This is a genomic window from Streptomyces sp. NBC_00483, from assembly GCF_036013745.1.
Lineage (GTDB): Bacteria > Actinomycetota > Actinomycetes > Streptomycetales > Streptomycetaceae > Streptomyces.
The window spans coordinates 9526497-9544119 of record NZ_CP107880.1 but is presented as its reverse complement, the minus strand read 5'-3'; the positions used below and the strand labels follow the sequence as shown (position 1 = coordinate 9544119).

The following is a 17623-nucleotide window of genomic DNA, read 5'->3' as shown; positions in this document are numbered from 1 at the left end:
CGTACTTCCGCATCATTCGGCGGCGTCCGCCGCCTTCGCACGGTGAAGCTCGGCTATCAGCTCCTCCAGCGAGTGGTCGTCATCGTCGGCCCCGTGGGTCTCGGCGGTGCGGGCGAACATGGCCTGCTCGTACGCGGTCAGCGCGGCTTCCACGTCGCCGGGGTGTGCGGCGATCGCCTGCCCCAGCTCGGCTCCGTCCACCATGGCCAGATTGGCGCCCTCGCCGTTCGGGGGCGCGAGGTGCGCCGCGTCGCCCAGCAGAGTGATACCCGGCACCCGCTCCCACCGATGGTCGGTCGGCAGCGTGTACAGGCGGCGCAGGGTCGGTGCGTCGTCGGCCTCGGTGATCAGCGCGGTGAGCTCGGGCGCCCAGCCGTGGAACTCCTCCGCGATGCGCTCGGTGACGGCGGCGTCGGTGAAGTCGATGGCGTCGAACCACTCCAGCGGCTCTTCGAGACCCACGTAGGCGTGCAGGGTGCCGCCCCGCTCGCGGTGCGCGAAGAGCTCCCGGCCCGGCTTCATCGAGATCATCATCCCGCCGCCGACCGACTTCGCCGTGGCCGGGTACCGGGTGTCGGACTCGTACAGGTAGGTCTCGACGACCGACTTGCCGGAGTACGCGGGTGTGGCCGCGGAGAGCAGTGGTCGGACCCGGGACCAGGCGCCGTCCGCGCCGACCAGCAGGTCGGTGACGACGGTGGATTCGTCGGCGAAGGTCACCTCGTGGCGTCCTTCGCCGAGGCTGCGGGCGCCGCTGACCTTGTGGCCCCAGTGGACGGTGCCGGCCGGGAGGGAGTCCAGCAGGATCTGTCGCAGTTCGCCGCGGTAGACCTCCGGGCGGCCGCCCGTGCCGTCGTCGTCCTTCTCGAACAGCACGGTGCCGTCCGGTTCGAGGATCCGCATGGCCTCGTGGCCCTCCAGGACGAGCGCGCGGAACTCGTCCATCAGGTCGGCCGCTTCGACGGCGAGCTGGCCGTTGTAGTCGTGGATGTCGAGCAGCCCGCCTTGCGCACGTGCGGTCGGCGAGGACTCGGCCTCGTAGACGGTGGCGGGTATGCCGTGGAGGTGCAGGACGCGGGCGAGGGTGAGCCCGCCGAGACCGGCTCCGATGATCGTGACGTGCTTGCTGTCCGTGGCCATGGGTGGGGTCCTTCCGGATCGTACGTGGGCCGCGAGGCGTGGTGCCCGCGGCCGGCGCCGTTGTCCCACGGCGCCTGCAGCCACCAATCTCCCTGCGGCCCACGACAGATCACCTACAGACCACCGACCGCCGCCGACAACTCACCGACAGCGGCCCCACACACGCCGGAACCCGCCGGGCGGATCCGTCAGCGCAGCACCTCGAACGCCCAGTAGTCCGCGGGCCCTTCGGCCGTGTACGGCACGTCGCGCCGCCGCTCGACGACCTTCAGGGCGCCGTCGTCCGCCTGCCGCTGCACGTAGTCGACGAAGTCCGAGCCGGCCAGGTACTTCGAGAAGGTGCTCATCAGGACGAGGCCGCCGGGCTTGGTGACGCGCAGCAGCCCCTGCACCCCGGTCGGCGGCACGTGCCCCAGCGTGAAGACACCGCAGCAGACGGCCACGTCGTAGCTGTCGTCCGCGTACTCCACCAGGCCCCGGTTCATGTCCACGCCTGCGGTGAGCGAGCGGTAGATGCCGGTCTTGCGGGCCTCGGCGACCATGTTCTCGCTGAGGTCGAAGCCGTCGATCACGGTGACGCCGCGCCGCGCGAGCACGCTCCCGACGAGGCCCGTTCCGCAGCCCGCGTCGAGGACCACGGACCCGGCCCCGATCGCACCCGGATGGTCGCCCGCCATCGCGTCGAACAGCTCGCCGATCTCGTGGGGGCCCCGGTAGTCGGTGGTGCGCAGGTCCTCGTCGTACGAGGCCGCCCACTCTCCGTAGTACGAGTCGATGCGGTCGGGAACACCCTCGAGACCGTGCGCCTTCTTGATCCGGTCCTGGCTCTCTGACACCCAAGTCTCCCTTGTCGTCGGACGGTTCACGCCCCCGGCGGGCCCGCTTCGACCCGCCCAGGGGTGACCGTCACGCCGCTACCCGGAAAGACCGGATCCGAACATGACCGGGGTGTCGACCCACCGGTTACAGCCAGTGGGTGGCGGTGGTGAAGCGCGCGAGGGTCTCCGGCAGCGGGTCGATGCCGATTCCGGGGCCCGAAGGCACCGACAGGCAGCCGTCCTTGTCGAGCACGAACGGCTCGGTGATGTCCTCCGCGTAGTACCGGCTGGAGGCCGAGGTGTCGCCGGGCAGGGTGAAGCCGGGCAGCGCGGCGAGCGCCAGGTTGGGGGCCCGGCCGATGCCCGTCTCCAGCATGCCGCCGCACCACACCGGCACACCGTTGGCGACCGCCACGTCGTGGATGCGGCGGGCCTCCAGGTAGCCGCCGACACGGGCCGGCTTGACGTTGATGACCCGGCAGGCCTCCATGGCGATGGCCGTGGCGGCGTCCCGCGCGCTGTGGATCGACTCGTCCAGGCACACCGGGGTCGCGATGCGCTGCTGGAGCCGGGCGTGGGCGCGCAGATCGTTCTCGGTGAGCGGCTCCTCGATGAGCAGCAGCCCGAACTCGTCCAGTTTCCGCAGGTGTTCGGCGTCGGCGAGGGTGTACGCGGTGTTGGCGTCCACCTGCAGCGGCAGCGCGTCGCCGAAGCGCTCGCGCACCGCGCGCAGCGGCTCCAGGTCCCAGCCGGGCTCGATCTTCAGCTTGATGCGGACATAGCCCTCGGCCAGATACTCCTCGACGTCGTCGAGGAGTTCAGGGATGGAGTTCTTGATGCCGACGGAGACACCCGCGGGCACCTTCTGCCCGGTGGCCGAGCCGAGGTACGTGGCCAACGGCATGTTGTGGGCCCGCAGTTCGGCGTCGAGCAGTGCCGTCTCGAGGGCGGCCTTCGCCAGCTCGTTGCCCTTGACCGGTTCCATCGCGGCCCCGGCGGCCGCCGCCCGCGGCTCGGGGAGCGCCTTGACGCGCGGCAGCAGGAAGTCCCGGATGACGATCTCGGCGCCCGCGATGAACTCGGAGCAGTACAGCGGGTCGGGGTCGCCTGCGAACTCCGACCAGCCCTCCGCCTCGTCGGTCACCACGTGCAGCAGGAAGGCGTCCTTGCTGTCGACGCTGCTGAACGAGGTGCGGAACGGCTTGACCAGCGGAATCGCGATGTGCAGCAGCTCTACGCGTTCGATCTTCATGCCTGGTCCTCCCGGGCGGTGAGAGCAGAGGGGTGGGTGAGCAGGTACCAGCCGTCGCGGGACATCGCGGTCGCCCGCAGCCCCTCCGCGTACGCCGAGGTGAAGACCTCGCGCACGGCGTGCCGCCAGCGCAGCGCGGTGTCCGGGTCGCTGGCGCGCAGAGCGACGATGTCCTCCGGGACACGGCACCATAGGCGGTTCGCGTCGCGGGCGGCGAGCGGGCCGCCGTCCGGGGCCTTGGCGAGCACGGCGGCCTCGGCGCGGCCATCGGCCGGGTCGTCGGCCCCCGGGGCGTCGGCCGTCAGGTCCCACAGGGCGGTGAGGCGGTCGGTCTCGTCGCCGTTGTTGATGCCGTCGTCCATCGGCCCGTAGAAGTCGACCTGGTACTCGCTGGCGACCGCGCCCAGCTTCACCAGGTTGAAGCGGGCGTTCCTGGCGACGAGCGGGTCGAAGGTCCAGCGCATGGTGCGGGCGCCGCGTTCGAGCGCCCAGGTGCGCTGGGCCTGCTTCACGAGGTAGCCGGTGCCGCGGTCGGAGGTGGCGGCCGCGGCGGCCAGCGAGTAGATGTCACGCTCGGCCGGCGGTCCGAACACCGCGACCGAGGCGCCGACCACGGCGCCGCCCGACCGGGCCGCGTGCACGGCGCCGCCCGCGTGGGCGACGCTGTGCAGCACATCGGTGTGGAAGGGCGGGGCGTCGCGGGGCATCTGCCACACATCGGCGAGGAAGTCGGCCACCGCCCGCAGTCCCGCCACGTCGTCGACGGTCGAGGTCGTCAGATCGTTCATGGCCACGAGTCTCGGGGCGGACGGCAGGCAGGTCCTTGTGGTGGTGGCCAATCATCGGCGTCTAGCCTGTTGCGATCGGACAATCCCCCGGCTGCCGCCTTCGACGAAAGGTTCACCCATGGACACCTGCACGCTGGGAAACCTCCTCGACGCGCTCGGCGGCTCCACGCTGCGCCTGCTCAGCGCCCCGCACGGCCGCACCGTCCCGGTCACCGAGGTGCTGCTGCACGACCCGCACACCCCGCTGCCGGAGCGGGCGCCGGGCGCGCTGCTCCTCGCCGTCGGCGTGCGCGCGGGCGAGGCGGGGCCGCTGGTGCGCGACGCCGGGCGGGCCGGGATGGCGGGCGTCGTGGTGCGCGGCGACGGGTCTGACGCGGTGCCGGACGCCGAGGCGGCGGGTGCCGCGCTGCTCGGGACGGACCGGGACGCCGCCTGGCACCAGGTGTTCCAGCTGCTGTCGTCCGTCGTCGGCGCGCACGGCACGCGCACGGCGCCGCTGGGCGAGGACGCGCTGCCCGGTGATCTGTTCGCGCTGGCCAACGCCGTCGCGGCGGCCGTCGGCGGGGCGATCGCCGTGGAGGACCTCGGCCGCCAGATCCTCGCGTACTCGACCGTCCCCGGCCAGCCCGTCGACGAGACCAGGCGGCAGGGCATCCTCGGCCGCCAGGTCCCCGGCAGCCCGGAGAACGACGAGGACTACCGCCGCCTGTACGCAGCCGAGGGCCCGCTGAAGATTCCCGGGGTGACCGCCGACGAGCTGCCCCGCCTGGCCACCACGGTGCGCGCCGGGGGCGAGCTGCTCGGCTCGATCTGGGCGGTGGACACGGGGAGCCTGGCCGCCGACGCCGGGGACGCGCTGCGCCAGGGCGCCTCGGCCGCCGCGATGCTGCTGCTGCGGGCGCGGGCCGCCGACGAGCTGGCCCGGCATCTGAGCAGCGACCTGCTGCGCCGCCTGCTCGACGGCTCCATCGAACCGGCCGCGGCCGCGCACCGCCTGGGCCTCGCGCCGGACGCCCCGGTGCGGGTCGCGGCGTTCGCGCTCGCCGGGGCGGCGACCGCGCAGGACGGCGGTCAGGCGGCGCTGCGCCTGCTCGACCTCGTACGGCTCCAGTGCCAGACCCGGTACGGGCAGCACGCCTGCGTCCTGCTCGACGGTGTGGTGTATGCGCTACTGCCGGTGGTCGGGGCCGCCGATCACGCGGCCGAGCGGCATCTGCGGATCGCCGAGGACATCGTGCGGCGCGCGGAGGAGGCGCTGCGGATCTCCGTGCGGGCCGGGCTCGGGCACGCGGTGCCTGGTGTCGCCGGGGTCCGGGACTCGCGCGACGACGCCGATCTGGTGCTGCGGGTGCTGGGGGCCGGGCAGGTGGCGGACGCCGGGCAGGTGCGGGCACAGACCTCGCTGCTCGTGCTCGGCGAGTTCCTGGCCGACCGCAGGGACCAGGCGGCCGGGCCCTGGCGGGACGTTCTCGCGCACGACGCCGAGCACGGCACCGAGTACGCCCGTACGCTCATCTGCTGGCTGGACGCGGGCTGCGACGCCGGACGGGCGGCGGAGAAGCTGGTCGTGCACCCCAACACCTGCCGCTACCGGCTGCGCAAGGTGCAGCGGCAGCTCGGCATCGACCTCGACGATCCGGACCAACGTCTGGTGCTGTGGGTGCAGTTGCGGACGCTGGCGGGGCTACGCGGCTGAATCCTGGGACAGGAGCCACCCGCGCAGCCGCTCCTCGCACTCCCGCAGCTCCGCCATCGACACGAACTCCCCCGGGGTGTGAGCCAGTTGAGGGTCGCCGGGCCCGCAGTTCAGCCCCGGTACGCCGAGCGACGCGAAGCGTGCCACGTCGGTCCAGCCGAGCTTCGGGCGCGGTTCGACTCCCAGGGCCTTGACGAGTCCGGCCGTCATGGCCCTGTCGAGCCCCGGCAGCGCGCCCGGCTCCACCTCCGTGACGCGCACCTCGTACTCCGGGAAGAGCCCGCGCACGTACGCCTCCGCCTCCTCGGGCGAACGGCTGGGCGCGAAGCGGAGGTTGACGGTGACCACGCACTCGTCGGGCACGACGTTCGACGACACCCCGGCGCGCACGGCGACGGCGTTGAGGCCCTCGCGGTACTCCAGGCCGTCGATGGTGATCCGCTCCGGGACGTGCGCGTGCAGCCGGGTGAGGACCTCACCGGCGAGGTGTGCGGCGTTGCTGCCCATCCAGGCGCGCGCGGTGTGCGCCCGCCGCCCCGGCACGACGATGTCGGCGAGGAGGAAGCCCTGGCAGCCCGCCTCCACTCCGCCGCCGGAAGGTTCGAGAAGCAACGCGAGGTCGCCGTCCAGGAGTTGGGGCCTGTGCGCGGCGATCACGGCGAGGCCGTTGCGGTCGCCGGCGATCTCCTCGCACTCGTAGAAGGCGAAGGTCACATCGCGGGTCAGCGATCCGCGCGCCTCCGCCGCAGCGGCGGCCAGCTTCAGCGCGACCGCCACGCCGCCCTTCATGTCGCAGGCGCCGAGCCCGTACAGCCGCTCGCCGTCGCGGCGCGCCGGGAGGTTGTCGGCCGCCGGGACGGTGTCGAGGTGTCCGGCGAGCACGACCCGCTCGGGGCGGCCGAGGTCGGTGCGGGCGACGACGGAGTTGCCGACGCGCTCCACCTCCAGGCCCGGGAGCGCTCGCAGCGCCTCCTCGACGGCGTCGGCGAGCGGACCCTCGGCGCCGCTCTCGGAGGGCATGTCGACCAGTGCCTCGGTGAGTGCGACGACGTCGGCGGCGAGGTCGAGGGGCACGGCTGATCTCCTTCGCGTCTGCGGTGCGGGGTGTCCGCGGGGTGCGTCCACCATGCTCGGACGACCCTACCGGCAGCGGGTTGTGACATCGGCCAATACCCCGTGCGGCACTTGTGCCGATCGGCCAATGTGCGGGGCCCGCCGGTCCCGAAGGATCCGGGGCCTCACCGACCGCACGGCGTCCCGGTCGCCGTGTCACTCGTCGTACAGGAGGACCCATGGGCCCAGTGGCCACTCAGCTGTTGCGCCGCAAACCCCTGGACAGCATCGTCGCTGCCGCCGAGGGCGAGGGCGATCCGCACGAAGGACCCCGCCTGGAACGCACCATGGGTCTGGGACGGCTGACGCTGCTCGGGATCAGCTCCGTGCTCGGCACCGGCATCTTCTTCGTCCTCGGCACGAGCGTGCCCACGGCCGGTCCCGGCGTCGTGCTGTCGTTCGTCATCGCGGGCACCGTCGCCGCCCTCGCGGCGCTCTGTTACGTGGAGTTGGCCGGGGCGATCCCGGTGGCGGGCAGCACCTACTCGTACGCGTACGCCTCGCTGGGTGAGGGCATCGCGTACCTCGTCGCCTGGTGTCTGGTCCTGGAGTACGGGGTGGCGGTGTCCACCGTCGCGGTCAGCTGGGGCCAGTACCTCAACGAGGTCTCGGACGCGCTCTTCGGTGTCACGCTGCCCGACGCGATCAGCCAACCGCCGGGCGCGGGCGGCATGGTGAACATCCCGGCGATCGTCGTCGTCCTGGCGTGCACGGCGCTCCTCGCCCGTGGCACCCGGGAGTCCATCCTGGTCAACTCGATCCTGGTGTGTGTGAAGCTCGCCGTCCTCGTGATGTTCGCGGCGGTGGCCCTCACCGCCTTCCGGGCCGACCGCTTCGCCGACTTCGCGCCGCACGGCCTGGGCGGCATCACCGCGGCGGCCTCCGCCGTCTTTTTCTCGTACGTCGGCTTCGACACGGTATCCACCGCGGGCGAGGAAGTACGCAACCCCCGCCGCACCATCCCGCTCGCGCTCCTCCTGACACTCCTCGTCGTGACGACCCTCTACATCCTGGTCGCGGTCGCCGGCATCGGCGCGCAGCCGGAGGGGGCGTTCGCGCGCCAGGAAGCGGCCGGCGAGGCGGTGCTCGCGTCGATCCTCACGTCGGTCACCGGCTCCGGCACCGCCGCCCTGATCCTCTCCGCCGGCGCGGTCGTCTCCATCTTCAGCGTCGTCCTGGTCACCCTCTACGGGCAGACCCGCATCCTGTTCTCGATGGCGCGGGACGGCCTGGTGCCCCAGGTCTTCCGCAGGGTCGACCGCAAGCGGCACACTCCCGCGGCCAACTCCTGGATCGTGGGTGTCGCGGTCGCGGCGCTCGCCGGGTTCGTGCCGCTCCAGGAGCTGGCCGACCTGACCAGCATGGGCACGCTGATCGCCTTCGTGGCGGTGGCAGCGGCGGTGATGGTGCTGCGCCGCATCGCCCCTGACGCCCCGCGCCCCTTCCGGGTCCCGCTCTACCCGGTGGTGCCGATCCTCACCGCCGCCGCCTGCGCCTACCTCGCCTACCAACTGCCGGGCCTGACATGGACGTTGTTCCTGTGCTGGCTGGCCCTGGCGGCCGCGCTGTACCTGGCGTTCGGGCGGCGCAGGTCGGCGCTGCGGGAGGAGGTCGAGCGGGAGGCGGAGACGGCGGCGCGCTGACCGCCGCGCATCGGAGTGAAACAGGTGACTTCGCCGTAGACACCTCGTTGGCAGAACATGTCGGTTCTGGGCAGTGTGGCGGTGACGCTGGCGGTTGCGCACACGGCGGCGACCTTGTTGTTGTGCCGTAGGGCCCGGCGCGGGAGCCCCCGTGGTGGCGCGGTGTCCGAATGGGCCCTGGTGCTGGCGCTCGCCGCGGGATCGGCGGCGGCCCTCCACGGGCGGTGGCTGTCCGTCGATGCCCTCCTCCTGATGGCCGTGGTTCCCCTGGTGTGTCTGATGGCGCGGCCACTGACGGGAGCTCTGCACTCCGCCGGACGCATCGCGGTCCCGGTTTCGGTGGCGGCGCATCTGGCCCTGCTGGCCTGGTGTGCCTCCGCCGTGGCCACCGGTGAGGGAGCCTGGGTGGCGCGCACGGCCATGACGGTGTGGCTGGTGGCCGGTGTGCCTCGCGTACTGCTGCTCCTGCTCGACGCGTACCTGAACCAGGAGCGGCTGCTGCGTGACACCTGGCGGCGTTCACACGTGCCCCCGGCACGGGAGCGCCACAGCGGCCCAACGGTGAGCGTTCAGGTTCCCTGCCACGCGGAGCCGCCAGAGGTGGTCGTCGCGACCCTCGACGCGCTGGCCGAGCAGCGGTACGCAGACTACGAAGTGCTGGTCATCGACAACAACACCGCCGATCCAACCCTGTGGCAGCCGGTGCGCGACCACTGCGCACGCCTCGGCGAAAGGTTTCGCTTCCATCATATGGAGGGGCTTGCCGGAGCCAAGGCCGGGGCGCTCAACTACGCGATGGGGCACATCGATTCGCGCGCGACCGTCGTGGCCGTCCTGGACGCCGACTACCAGGCGCGTCCCGACTTCCTCTCAAGGCTGGTGCAGCTCTTCGACGACCCCCGTACCGGGTTCGTCCAGTCCCGCCACGACTACCGCGACTGGCACGACAGCCCCTACCTGAGCGGCTGCTACTGGGAATACCGGCAGATGTACGGCACGTACCTGGTGGCCCGTGCCGAACGGGGCGCCGCGATCGTGGCGGGCACCATGTGCCTGATCCGGGCCTCCGCACTGCGCGAGGTCGGAGGCTGGGCGCAATGGTGCAGCTCCGAGGACTCCGAACTGTCCCTGCGCCTGCACGCGGCGGGATATCGCTCCCACTACTTCGACGAGAGCTTCGGCCAGGGTCTCGTCCCGGAGACCTTCGCCGGTTACCGTCGCCAGCGCGCCCGTTGGGTCTTCGGGCCGGCCCAGGAGCTGCGCCGGCACTGGCGGCTGATGCTGCCGGGGCGCCGGGCGCATGCGTCCCTGATGACCGGGTGGCACAAGCTGCTGCACGCCCATCACGGGGCCCGGGAGATGACACGTGCCGCCTGCACGGCGATCGGTATGGGATGCGCGGCCGTTCTCGGCGCCGTCCTGGTGTGCGGTGGAGCGGTGCCGTGGGATCCGGCCCTGCCCGTTGTGGCCGTGTTGCTCGCCCTGAACGGACTGACGTTGCGTTGGTGTCTTCTACGACGTGTGCTCGGCGCTCCCGCGCGGCAGGCTGCGCGTGCCGTGTGGGCGCAGACCGCGCTGCACCACATCACCTGGGCCGCCGTGCTGCCGTCCTGGTGGACCACGCGACGCCCGTGGCGGCGCACCGACAAGTTCCCCGCGTTCGCGAAGGGGCTCGCGGCGCTGTGGCCGGTGTGGCCCGAGGTCACCCTGGGTGCCTTGTGGGCGCTCGCCGCCGCCGCAACCGGCATTCTGGCCCCGTCAGGCGCGGCCTCGTTCGGCGTCTGTGCCCTGCTGGCCTGGTACGCCTGCCTGGCCTGGTCGGCGCCGCTGCTGGCCCTCCGCGCGGACCGGGCGCTGTCGACCGCCGCGCGGGGGCAGCCATCCTTAGAGGCACACGTCCCCGCACAGGTGGACGCGTAGCCCCAGTTCGCGGAACATCGTGGCCTGCGGCGCCGTGTCTCCTCAGCGGGTCTGAAGGTCGGCCAGGGCGTGCGTCACGTCCGCCGACGCCGGGTAGAGGTCGCGGTAGAGGGCGTACAGGTCGTCGTAGCGGGCCGTCACCTCGGGGCGCGGCGCGAGGCGTTCGGCGACGGGGTTCCAGTCGTCGATGCGGGCGTCGTCCGTGACGAGCTGCGCGGCGAGCAGGGCCCCTCCGTAGGAGGCTCCGACGGAGGTCGTCCGCACCTCCTGCGTGCGGCCGGTGACGTCGGAGACGATCTGGGTCCACAGCCGCCCCTGCGTGCCGCCGCCGACGGCGACGACGCGGCGGATGTCGCCGCCCGCGGCTTCCAGCGCCTCGATGTTGTGCCGCACACCGAAGGCGGTGGCCTCCAGGGCGGACCGGTACAGGTCGCCGCGTGTGTGGCCGAGGGTGAGACCGGCGATGACACCACGGGCGCGCGGGTCGTCCACGGGGGTGCGCTCCCCCGCGAAGTACGGCAGCATCAGCAGGCCGTTCGCGCCGGGCCCCGACTTCTCGGCGAGGCCCAGGAGTTCGGGGTAGTCGACGTCGCCGAACAGGTCGCGCAGCCAGCCGGTGACGGCGCCGGATGTGGCCATGCCGCCCGCGAGGTTGCGGGTGTCGGGCAGCGCGCCGACCGTGCTCCACAGCGCGGGATCGCGCAGCAGGTCGGGCACGGTGTGCACGAGGAACATGGTCGTGCCGTACATCAGCATCAGGTCACCGACGCCGTGCGCACCGACGCTGAGCGCCTCGGCCCAGGCGTCGACGGTGCCGGTGGTGACGGGGATACCGGCGGGCAGGCCCGTGGCGCGGGCGGCCTCGGCGGTGACGGTTCCGGCCGCCTCGCCGGACCAGCGCAGCGGCGGGAGTTCGACACCGGGCGCGATCCGCTCGGCCCACGGCGCGTACCAGTCGCGGGCCAGGGTGTCGTAGAGCGGTGTGCACTGGCTGGCGGAGTGGTGGTCGAGGACGTAGGCGCCGGTGAGCTGGCGGGCGAGCCACGAGCTGGGCATGTAGAGGCGGCGGGCGCGGGCGAACACCTCCGGCTCCTCGTCGGCGACCCACGCGACCTTGGCGCCCGCCGCCTGCGAGGTGAGCCGCGATCCGCACCGCTGGACGATCTCGTCCGCCCCCAACTCCCTTTCCAGGCGCTCGATCTGGGCGACGGAGCGGGTGTCGACGCCGTACAGGATCGCGGGCCGCAGCGGCATGTCGTCGGCGTCGGTGAGCAGCACGCACGGCCCCATGCCGCTGACGCCGACGGCGACCACGTCCGTGTCCTCGGCGGACGTCAACTCGCGCGCGAGGAACACGAATTCGTCCCACCACACCTCACCCGGCATCTCCACGTGCCCCGGGGCGGGACGGTCGACGGTGTGCTCGCGGACGGCGGTGCGCAGCACGGTGCCGTCGAGGGCGACGAGGATCCCCTTGCTGCTGGACGTACCGATGTCCACGCCGATGACTGCGGATTGGGGCTGGCGCCAGGGCTGAGTCATGTGGTCACCCTTTCTGGTTCTGCTTCTTCTACTTCAGGCCAGAGGTCTTGATCGATTCGACCATCTGGCGCTGGAAGATGAGGAACAACGTCAGCATGGGGATCACCGCGATCACGGCGGCGGCGAGGATGTAGTTCCAGTTCGCGCCGTACTGCGTAGTGAAGGACGAGATACCGACCTGGGTGACGGTGAGGTCGGTGCTGCTCGTGGACACCAGCGGCCAGGCGAACTGGTTCCAGTTCGCGAGGAAGAAGAACACCGCCAGCGCGGAGAGGATCGGCCGGGACAGCGGCAGAATGATGTTCCAGTAGACGCGCCAGTAGCCGCAGCCGTCGACGATCGCCGCCTCCTCCAGCTCCTTGGGGATGCCCAGGTAGAACTGGCGCAGCAGGAAGATCCCGAACGCGTTGAAGATGAGCGGGATGATCAGGCCCGCGTAGCTGTCCAGCATCCCGAGTTGGCGCACGATGATGAACAGCGGGATGAGCACCACGGGCGCGGTGATCAGCAGCGTCGAGAAGATGACGGCGAAGATCGAGTCGCGGCCGGGGAACTTCAGCCGGGCCAGCGCGTAGGCGGCCATGGAGTGGAAGAACAGGGCCGCGACGGTGATGACGGCGGCCATGATGAAGCTGTTCAACAGCCAGCGCCCGAAGGGTACTTCGGTGAAGACGTAGCGGAAGTTCTCCCAGGTGAAGTCGTTCGGGAGCAGCTTGCCGTCGGTGACGGTGGCGCGCGTCTTGAAGGACGAGGAAATGGCCCAGAGGATCGGGAAGAGGCTGACCAGCGACAGGACGATCCCGACGATCGTGAGCCCTCCGCGCTTACCGAAACGCGTACGGGGCGTCATGCCTGTGGTGACGGTGTCACTCTCCATCGTCGAACCTCCCGCCCTTCGTGAGCTTGAAGATGACCCAGGACAGCACGACCATGATCAGTACGAGGAACGTGCCGAGAGCGGAGGCGTAGCCGTACTCACCGAAGACGAACGCCTGTTGGTAGATGTAGAACATGGCGACGGCGGTCCCGTTGGCCGGTCCGCCGGCGGTCAGTGAGTAGACCAGGTCGAAGGTGCCGGTGATGGCGGCGACCGTGGTCATGATGAGCACGAAGAAGCTCGTGGGACGCAGCAGCGGCCAGGTGATCTTCCGGAAGGACGTCCACGGGCTCGCGCCGTCGATCTTGGCGGCCTCGTAGTACTCCTTGGGGATCTCGTTGAGGCCCGCGAGGAAAATGATCATGTAGTAGCCCATCATGTACCAGACCGTCACGAGGATGACGGAGTACAGCGCGAGGCTGGGGTCGCCGAGCCACGACTGCGGGCTGATGCCGAACGCGCCCACGATCTTGTTGGCGACGCCGGTCTGCTCGTCGAACATGAACTTCCACAGCAGGCCCGCGACGACGAGACTGAGCATGTACGGCATGAACAGGGCCGTACGGTAGACGGCCATGCCGGGCAGCTTCTGCTTCATGAGGATGCCGAGCCCGAGGCTGACGACGAAGAGCACCGGCACCATGATGACCACGTACTTCGCCGTGACCCACATCGAGGACCAGAAGTACGGGTCGTTGAACATCCGCTCGTAGTTCCCGAGTCCGATCCATTCGTACGAGCCGAAGCCCGACACCTGGAAGAAGCTCAGGACGATCGAGAAGAACATCGGAAGGATCACGAAGACGGACAGGCCGAGTCCGTCGGGCAGCAGGAAGAGACCGGCCGCGATCCACTCCCGGTGCTTGCGGCTCAGCCTGCGGCGGGGCGGGTGTTCCGCGGCGGCCGGTGGCGCGGCGGCCTGCTGCCGTTCGGTAGCGATGCTGCTCATATCAAGCTCGCCCCCTGGTAGCTCTTCATGTACGCCTCGATGGTCTGCGCGGCCCGGTCGGCCTCGGAGGCCACGCCCTTGCCGCCGAGCATGGTGGCCTGGATGGCGTCCGAGACCGCCTTGTAGACGACCGGGGGGTAGCGCGGCTCGGGCCGCCCCCCGGGGAAGATCTCGTTCTTGAACTTCTTCATCGCCCAGGAGTCGTAACCGCCCTTGGCGGTGGCGGCCTTGAGCGCCGAGGCGCGCGGCGACACATCGGACTTCACGCCGGTGCACCAGGAGACGGTGCGGTCGACGGACTTCTTGTTCATGCGGCCGAGCGCCCATCCGCAGAACTCGGCGGCGGCGTCCGGGTTGCTCGACTGCGTGCTGGCGCAGAAGGACCAGCCGCCGACGGCGGTGGAGTAGCGGCCGCCGGGCGGTGTGGGCAGCTTGAACACTCCGTACTCGAGCTCGGGCGCACCCACCTTGAACGTGTTCACCATCCAGATGCCGCTCTGCCACATCCCTGCCTGACCCGCCTTGAAGGCGCTGAGCTGGTCGCCGGCGGCCGGCTTGGTGCGTGGCGCGATGCCGTGCCGGACCGCGTCCTGCCACAGGGACAGGCCCTGGCGTGCCGCTTTGGAGTCGAACGTGACGTTGCCGTCCTTGTCGAGGACGTCGCCGCCGCCCTGCCACATCCAGCAGTACCAGGTGAAGTTCTGGTAGTAGCCGGGGTCGGTCTCGAAGACGAGCCCGGCGCCACCGCCCTTGGCGCGCAGCTTGTCGCCTGCGTCGAGGAGCCCGTCCCACGTGGTGGGGATGTCGGCCTCGGACAGGCCCGCCTTCTCCCAGTTGCGGACGTTGTAGAAGATCGCCAACGGTTCGACCTCCATCGGCAGGGCGTACACCTTGCCCTCGACCACGCGGCTGGTCAGCGACGTCCCGTAGTCCGCGACGGCCGCCCTGTCCATGTGCGGAGTGAGGTCGGCGAGGATGCCGCCGTTCTGGTAGCGCAGGAAGTCACCGGGGCTCAGCAGAAAGATGTCCGGGCCGGTACCGGAGGCGAAGGCCGTGACCATCTTCGACCCCTGGTAGCTGGTGCCGGGAACGAAGAACGGCTCGACCTTCACGTCGTGCGTGGCGTTCCAGTCGCGGATGACGTCGTCGAACCACTTGGCCTGGCCGCGCATCGCGGGATCGGAGGAGGCCGAGTCGTAGAAGTGCCAGAACTTCAACGTCCCGCCCTCGGCCTTGGCCGGCCCACCGCAACCGCTCACCAGCGGCCCGGTCGCGCCGGCCGCCGCGAGCCCGGCGGCGCCGCCGAGGATGCGGCGGCGGGACGGCGCCACGGCGCCCTTGCCGTGTCGGAGCATGGCGTGCTCCCGTCTCTCTCTGTGGGTGTGGGTACGTGCCTGCCTACGAAGGGGTGGTGCGGGGTGCCGGACGAACCGGACCGGCTACATGTGCGTGTCGACCTCGAGGTCGAGCAGGTCCGGGGTGGACGGCAGGCCAGAGCCTGCGGGGCGGTCCAGGTAGAAGAGGGACGTCGACGCGATGTCGTCGTGGTTGGCGCGGTAGCGGTGCGGCAGGCCGTTGCCCTGGCCGCGGCCGATGCCCAGGCACTGCACCGTGACGCGCAGGTCGTCCTGGAAGCGGATCGGGTCGAGGACGTGCCAGCGGTACATCCCGAACCGCTGCTGGCTGTCGTAGAGTCCGTCCGGCTTCAGGATCTGGTTGAGTCCGAGGTACGGGGTGGTGAACGCGGTGTAGCCCTGGCCGGGGACGTCGAAGTTCCAGGCGCCGCCGAAGTAGTCCTCGGTGCCGGTGCCGCAGATGGTCGGCCACTCGTCGTCGCCGTCCAGGAAGAACTTCAGCTCGCCCTCGCCCCACCAGCCGGGGCTGTTGACCGCCCAGGCGAGGTACGTGCCGACGTACTGGCCCTTGCCCTCGACGCCTTCGAGGAGCGTGTGGTCGGTGCCCGCCGTGACCGGGTTGCTGCGCCGCCACTGGGCGTGGAAGTAGGCGGCGTCGTCGGCGACTTCGCCCAGTTCGTAGTCGACCTGGTAGTAGAGCGTGAGCTGTTCGGGGGCCAGGTTCTCCAGCGTGATGCGGGCCGCCCGGCGAAACGGCATCGGCCAGTATGCGTTGAGCCCGCCGTTCGGGTTCGCCGCCACCGGGATGGAGCTGACCTGGCTGAAGACGTTCCAGCCGTTGCAGAAGAAGTCGCCGAGCGGGACCTCGACGGCCGGGGTGTCCTCGCCCTCCCAGTAGAAGCGCAGCAACGTCTGGCGCCAGGCCGCGTGCGGGGCCGTGGTGCACCAGATGTGGGTGATCGTGCCGGGGCCCTCGATGTCGGCGAGGACGACGGTCTCGCCGGCCGCGATGTCGATGCTCGGCGAGATCTTCCAGCCGCGGCCGAGCCTGCTCGCGGCCCGCGCGCCGGTGCCCTCGGTCGCCATGCCGCCTGCGCCCTTGGCGCCCGTGAAGTTCTCCGCGCTGATCGAGCGGGTGACCGCGCTCGTGGTGCGGGCGAGGCCGGTCAGTCCGGGGGCGATGCTCATCGAAGCTCCGTCGTTTGAAATCGATTTCGCATGACATCGCGGAGGTTCTCTCCGTCAATGTCTGGAATGCCGAGCTGAAAAATCCGCACCCTTTGCGGCCGCGGCCGAACGTCTTGAAATCCGTTTCACGGGAACGTAGGTTTCCCGCCAGACGCTGTCAAGACTTCGCGTGGGAAGGGGAGTTGCTCAGGCGGACAATGGCGGCACCACCGGGCACAGCACGGATCGCGGGGCCGTCTGCCCCGCCTGGACGAGGGGCTGCGTGAGAGGTCTGTGGCGACGATCTACGACGTGGCGCGCGAGGCCGGGGTCTCCCCCGCCACCGTGTCGCGGGTCTTCAACGGCGGCCGGGTCACCGCGGAGCGCGCCGCGACCGTGCGCGCCGCCGCGGCCCTGCTCGGCTTCGCGCCCAACCGGGTCGCCCGCTCGCTTCGGATGCAGCGCGCCTCCGTGATCGGACTGATCATCCCGGACATCGGCAACCCGTTCTTCACCGCGCTCGCCCGCGGCGTCGAGGACGCGGCGCAGGAGACCAACCTGTCGGTGGTGCTGTGCAACACGGACGAGGACGTCGACAAGGAGCACCGTTATCTGGAGGTGGCCGCGGCCGAGCAGATGGCCGGGGTGATAGTCGCCGCCGCCTCCCGGCACCGCACCGACCTGTCCGCGCTCGTCGACCGGGGCACCCCGGTGGTCGCGGTCGACCGGCGCCCGCGCGGCGCATCCGTCGATGCCGTGATGATGGACAACCGGCACGGCGGCGAGGAGGCCACCGAGCATCTGCTGGCCCGCGGGTACCGGCGTATCGCCTGTATCGCGGGCCCCGACGGCGCCTCCACGTCCGACGAACGCCTCGCCGGGTACCGGGCGGTGCTGCGCGACCACCTGGGCGACACCGGGCAGCCGGCCGAGCCGCCCCCCGAATACGTCGTGCACGGGGACTTCCGCGTGGACGGCGGGCGCGCCGCGATGGAGCGGTTGCTCGCCCTGCCCGAGCCGCCGGACGCCGTGTTCGTGGCCAACAACCTCATGACGGTGGGCGCGCTCGCGGCGCTGCGCGAGGCCGGGCTCGAACCGCCGGGCACCGGACTGCTCTCGTTCGGCGACGTGCCCTGGCCCGAGTTGGTGACACCGTCCCTCAGTTCGGTCCAACTCCCTTCGTACGAGCTGGGGTTCGCGGCCGCGCAGCTGTTGCAGGAGCGCATCGCGGGGACCGCGAAGCCGCTGCAGACGGTGGTGCTGCGCACCTCGCTCCAGGTCCGGGAATCGACGAGCGGCCCCACCCCCAACTGACTGCACACGCACGGAAGTACACAGACCGGGAAGCCCGAGGAAAGGACCC

Annotated in this window: 14 protein-coding genes; 4 read left to right on the top strand and 10 right to left on the bottom strand. The window is 71.0% G+C overall.

Annotated elements, in window-relative coordinates:
• Positions 1-12 precede the first annotated feature (12 nt).
• From OHA73_RS42645 to OHA73_RS42630, 4 genes are all read right to left on the bottom strand, one after another.
• On the bottom strand, positions 13-1140 hold the full coding sequence (locus OHA73_RS42645) for an FAD-dependent oxidoreductase (RefSeq protein ID WP_327658044.1): 1128 nt from the start codon (positions 1138-1140) through the stop codon (positions 13-15).
• Between the two features lie 188 nt (positions 1141-1328).
• Positions 1329-1976, bottom strand: coding sequence for a class I SAM-dependent DNA methyltransferase (locus OHA73_RS42640; RefSeq protein WP_327658043.1), 648 nt, complete (start codon positions 1974-1976; stop codon positions 1329-1331).
• Between the two features lie 127 nt (positions 1977-2103).
• On the bottom strand, positions 2104-3210 hold the full coding sequence (gene menC / locus OHA73_RS42635; protein ID WP_327658042.1) for an o-succinylbenzoate synthase: 1107 nt from the start codon (positions 3208-3210) through the stop codon (positions 2104-2106).
• The gene (locus OHA73_RS42630; protein WP_327658041.1) at positions 3207-3998 is read right to left on the bottom strand and encodes a chorismate synthase; all 792 of its coding nucleotides are present in this window, start codon (positions 3996-3998) and stop codon (positions 3207-3209) included. The genes menC and OHA73_RS42630 overlap by 4 nt, the downstream gene beginning before the upstream one ends.
• 118 nt (positions 3999-4116) lie before the next feature.
• On the opposite strand from OHA73_RS42630, the gene OHA73_RS42625 reads away from it, so the two are divergent.
• Positions 4117-5694, top strand: coding sequence for a PucR family transcriptional regulator (locus OHA73_RS42625; protein ID WP_327658040.1), 1578 nt, complete (start codon positions 4117-4119; stop codon positions 5692-5694).
• Here OHA73_RS42625 and dapE read toward each other — a convergent pair.
• Complete coding sequence (dapE, locus tag OHA73_RS42620) at positions 5683-6822, bottom strand: succinyl-diaminopimelate desuccinylase (RefSeq protein ID WP_327658039.1); 1140 nt, start codon at positions 6820-6822, stop codon at positions 5683-5685. The genes OHA73_RS42625 and dapE overlap by 12 nt on opposite strands.
• Before the next feature lie 164 nt (positions 6823-6986).
• Between dapE and OHA73_RS42615 the strand changes: the two genes are divergently transcribed.
• Both OHA73_RS42615 and OHA73_RS42610 read left to right on the top strand, forming a co-directional pair.
• Positions 6987-8450: an APC family permease gene (locus OHA73_RS42615; protein ID WP_327658038.1), complete on the top strand. Its 1464-nt coding sequence runs from the start codon at positions 6987-6989 to the stop codon at positions 8448-8450.
• A 162-nt stretch (positions 8451-8612) separates the two neighbouring features.
• Entirely contained in the window at positions 8613-10370 is a 1758-nt protein-coding gene (locus OHA73_RS42610) for a glycosyltransferase (protein WP_327658037.1), read from the top strand.
• A gap of 42 nt (positions 10371-10412) precedes the next feature.
• Here OHA73_RS42610 and OHA73_RS42605 read toward each other — a convergent pair whose 3' ends face one another.
• From OHA73_RS42605 to OHA73_RS42585, 5 genes are all read right to left on the bottom strand, one after another.
• The gene (locus OHA73_RS42605; RefSeq protein WP_327658036.1) at positions 10413-11912 is read right to left on the bottom strand and encodes an FGGY-family carbohydrate kinase; all 1500 of its coding nucleotides are present in this window, start codon (positions 11910-11912) and stop codon (positions 10413-10415) included.
• 28 nt (positions 11913-11940) lie between these two features.
• On the bottom strand, positions 11941-12789 hold the full coding sequence (locus OHA73_RS42600) for a carbohydrate ABC transporter permease (RefSeq protein ID WP_266724479.1): 849 nt from the start codon (positions 12787-12789) through the stop codon (positions 11941-11943).
• A complete protein-coding gene (locus tag OHA73_RS42595; RefSeq protein WP_266724477.1) occupies positions 12779-13738 on the bottom strand; it encodes a carbohydrate ABC transporter permease in 960 nt (319 codons plus the stop codon). Before OHA73_RS42595 ends, OHA73_RS42600 begins: the two co-directional genes overlap by 11 nt.
• A complete protein-coding gene (locus tag OHA73_RS42590; protein ID WP_327658035.1) occupies positions 13735-15093 on the bottom strand; it encodes an ABC transporter substrate-binding protein in 1359 nt (452 codons plus the stop codon). The genes OHA73_RS42595 and OHA73_RS42590 overlap by 4 nt, the downstream gene beginning before the upstream one ends.
• An 84-nt stretch (positions 15094-15177) precedes the next feature.
• Positions 15178-16281 (bottom strand): glycoside hydrolase family 172 protein, encoded by a 1104-nt coding sequence (locus tag OHA73_RS42585; protein ID WP_327658034.1) that lies wholly within the window; start codon positions 16279-16281, stop codon positions 15178-15180.
• A 273-nt stretch (positions 16282-16554) separates the two neighbouring features.
• Here OHA73_RS42585 and OHA73_RS42580 point away from each other — a divergent pair, with 273 nt between their 5' ends.
• On the top strand, positions 16555-17574 hold the full coding sequence (locus OHA73_RS42580) for a LacI family DNA-binding transcriptional regulator (RefSeq protein WP_327658033.1): 1020 nt from the start codon (positions 16555-16557) through the stop codon (positions 17572-17574).
• Positions 17575-17623: the final 49 nt, after the last annotated feature.

Bases quoted from the DNA above. Each gene is read 5' to 3' on its own strand.
- menC (WP_327658042.1), bottom strand. From the start codon at position 3,210: ATGAAGATCGAACGCGTAGAGCTGCTGCACATCGCGATTCCGCTGGTC.
- OHA73_RS42595 (WP_266724477.1), bottom strand. From the start codon at position 13,738: ATGAGCAGCATCGCTACCGAACGGCAGCAGGCCGCCGCGCCACCGGCC.
- OHA73_RS42600 (WP_266724479.1), bottom strand. From the start codon at position 12,789: ATGGAGAGTGACACCGTCACCACAGGCATGACGCCCCGTACGCGTTTC.
- OHA73_RS42590 (WP_327658035.1), bottom strand. From the start codon at position 15,093: ATGCTCCGACACGGCAAGGGCGCCGTGGCGCCGTCCCGCCGCCGCATC.
- OHA73_RS42625 (WP_327658040.1), top strand. From the start codon at position 4,117: ATGGACACCTGCACGCTGGGAAACCTCCTCGACGCGCTCGGCGGCTCC.
- OHA73_RS42605 (WP_327658036.1), bottom strand. From the start codon at position 11,912: ATGACTCAGCCCTGGCGCCAGCCCCAATCCGCAGTCATCGGCGTGGAC.
- OHA73_RS42645 (WP_327658044.1), bottom strand. From the start codon at position 1,140: ATGGCCACGGACAGCAAGCACGTCACGATCATCGGAGCCGGTCTCGGC.
- OHA73_RS42630 (WP_327658041.1), bottom strand. From the start codon at position 3,998: ATGAACGATCTGACGACCTCGACCGTCGACGACGTGGCGGGACTGCGG.
- OHA73_RS42615 (WP_327658038.1), top strand. From the start codon at position 6,987: ATGGGCCCAGTGGCCACTCAGCTGTTGCGCCGCAAACCCCTGGACAGC.
- dapE (WP_327658039.1), bottom strand. From the start codon at position 6,822: ATGGTGGACGCACCCCGCGGACACCCCGCACCGCAGACGCGAAGGAGA.
- OHA73_RS42585 (WP_327658034.1), bottom strand. From the start codon at position 16,281: ATGAGCATCGCCCCCGGACTGACCGGCCTCGCCCGCACCACGAGCGCG.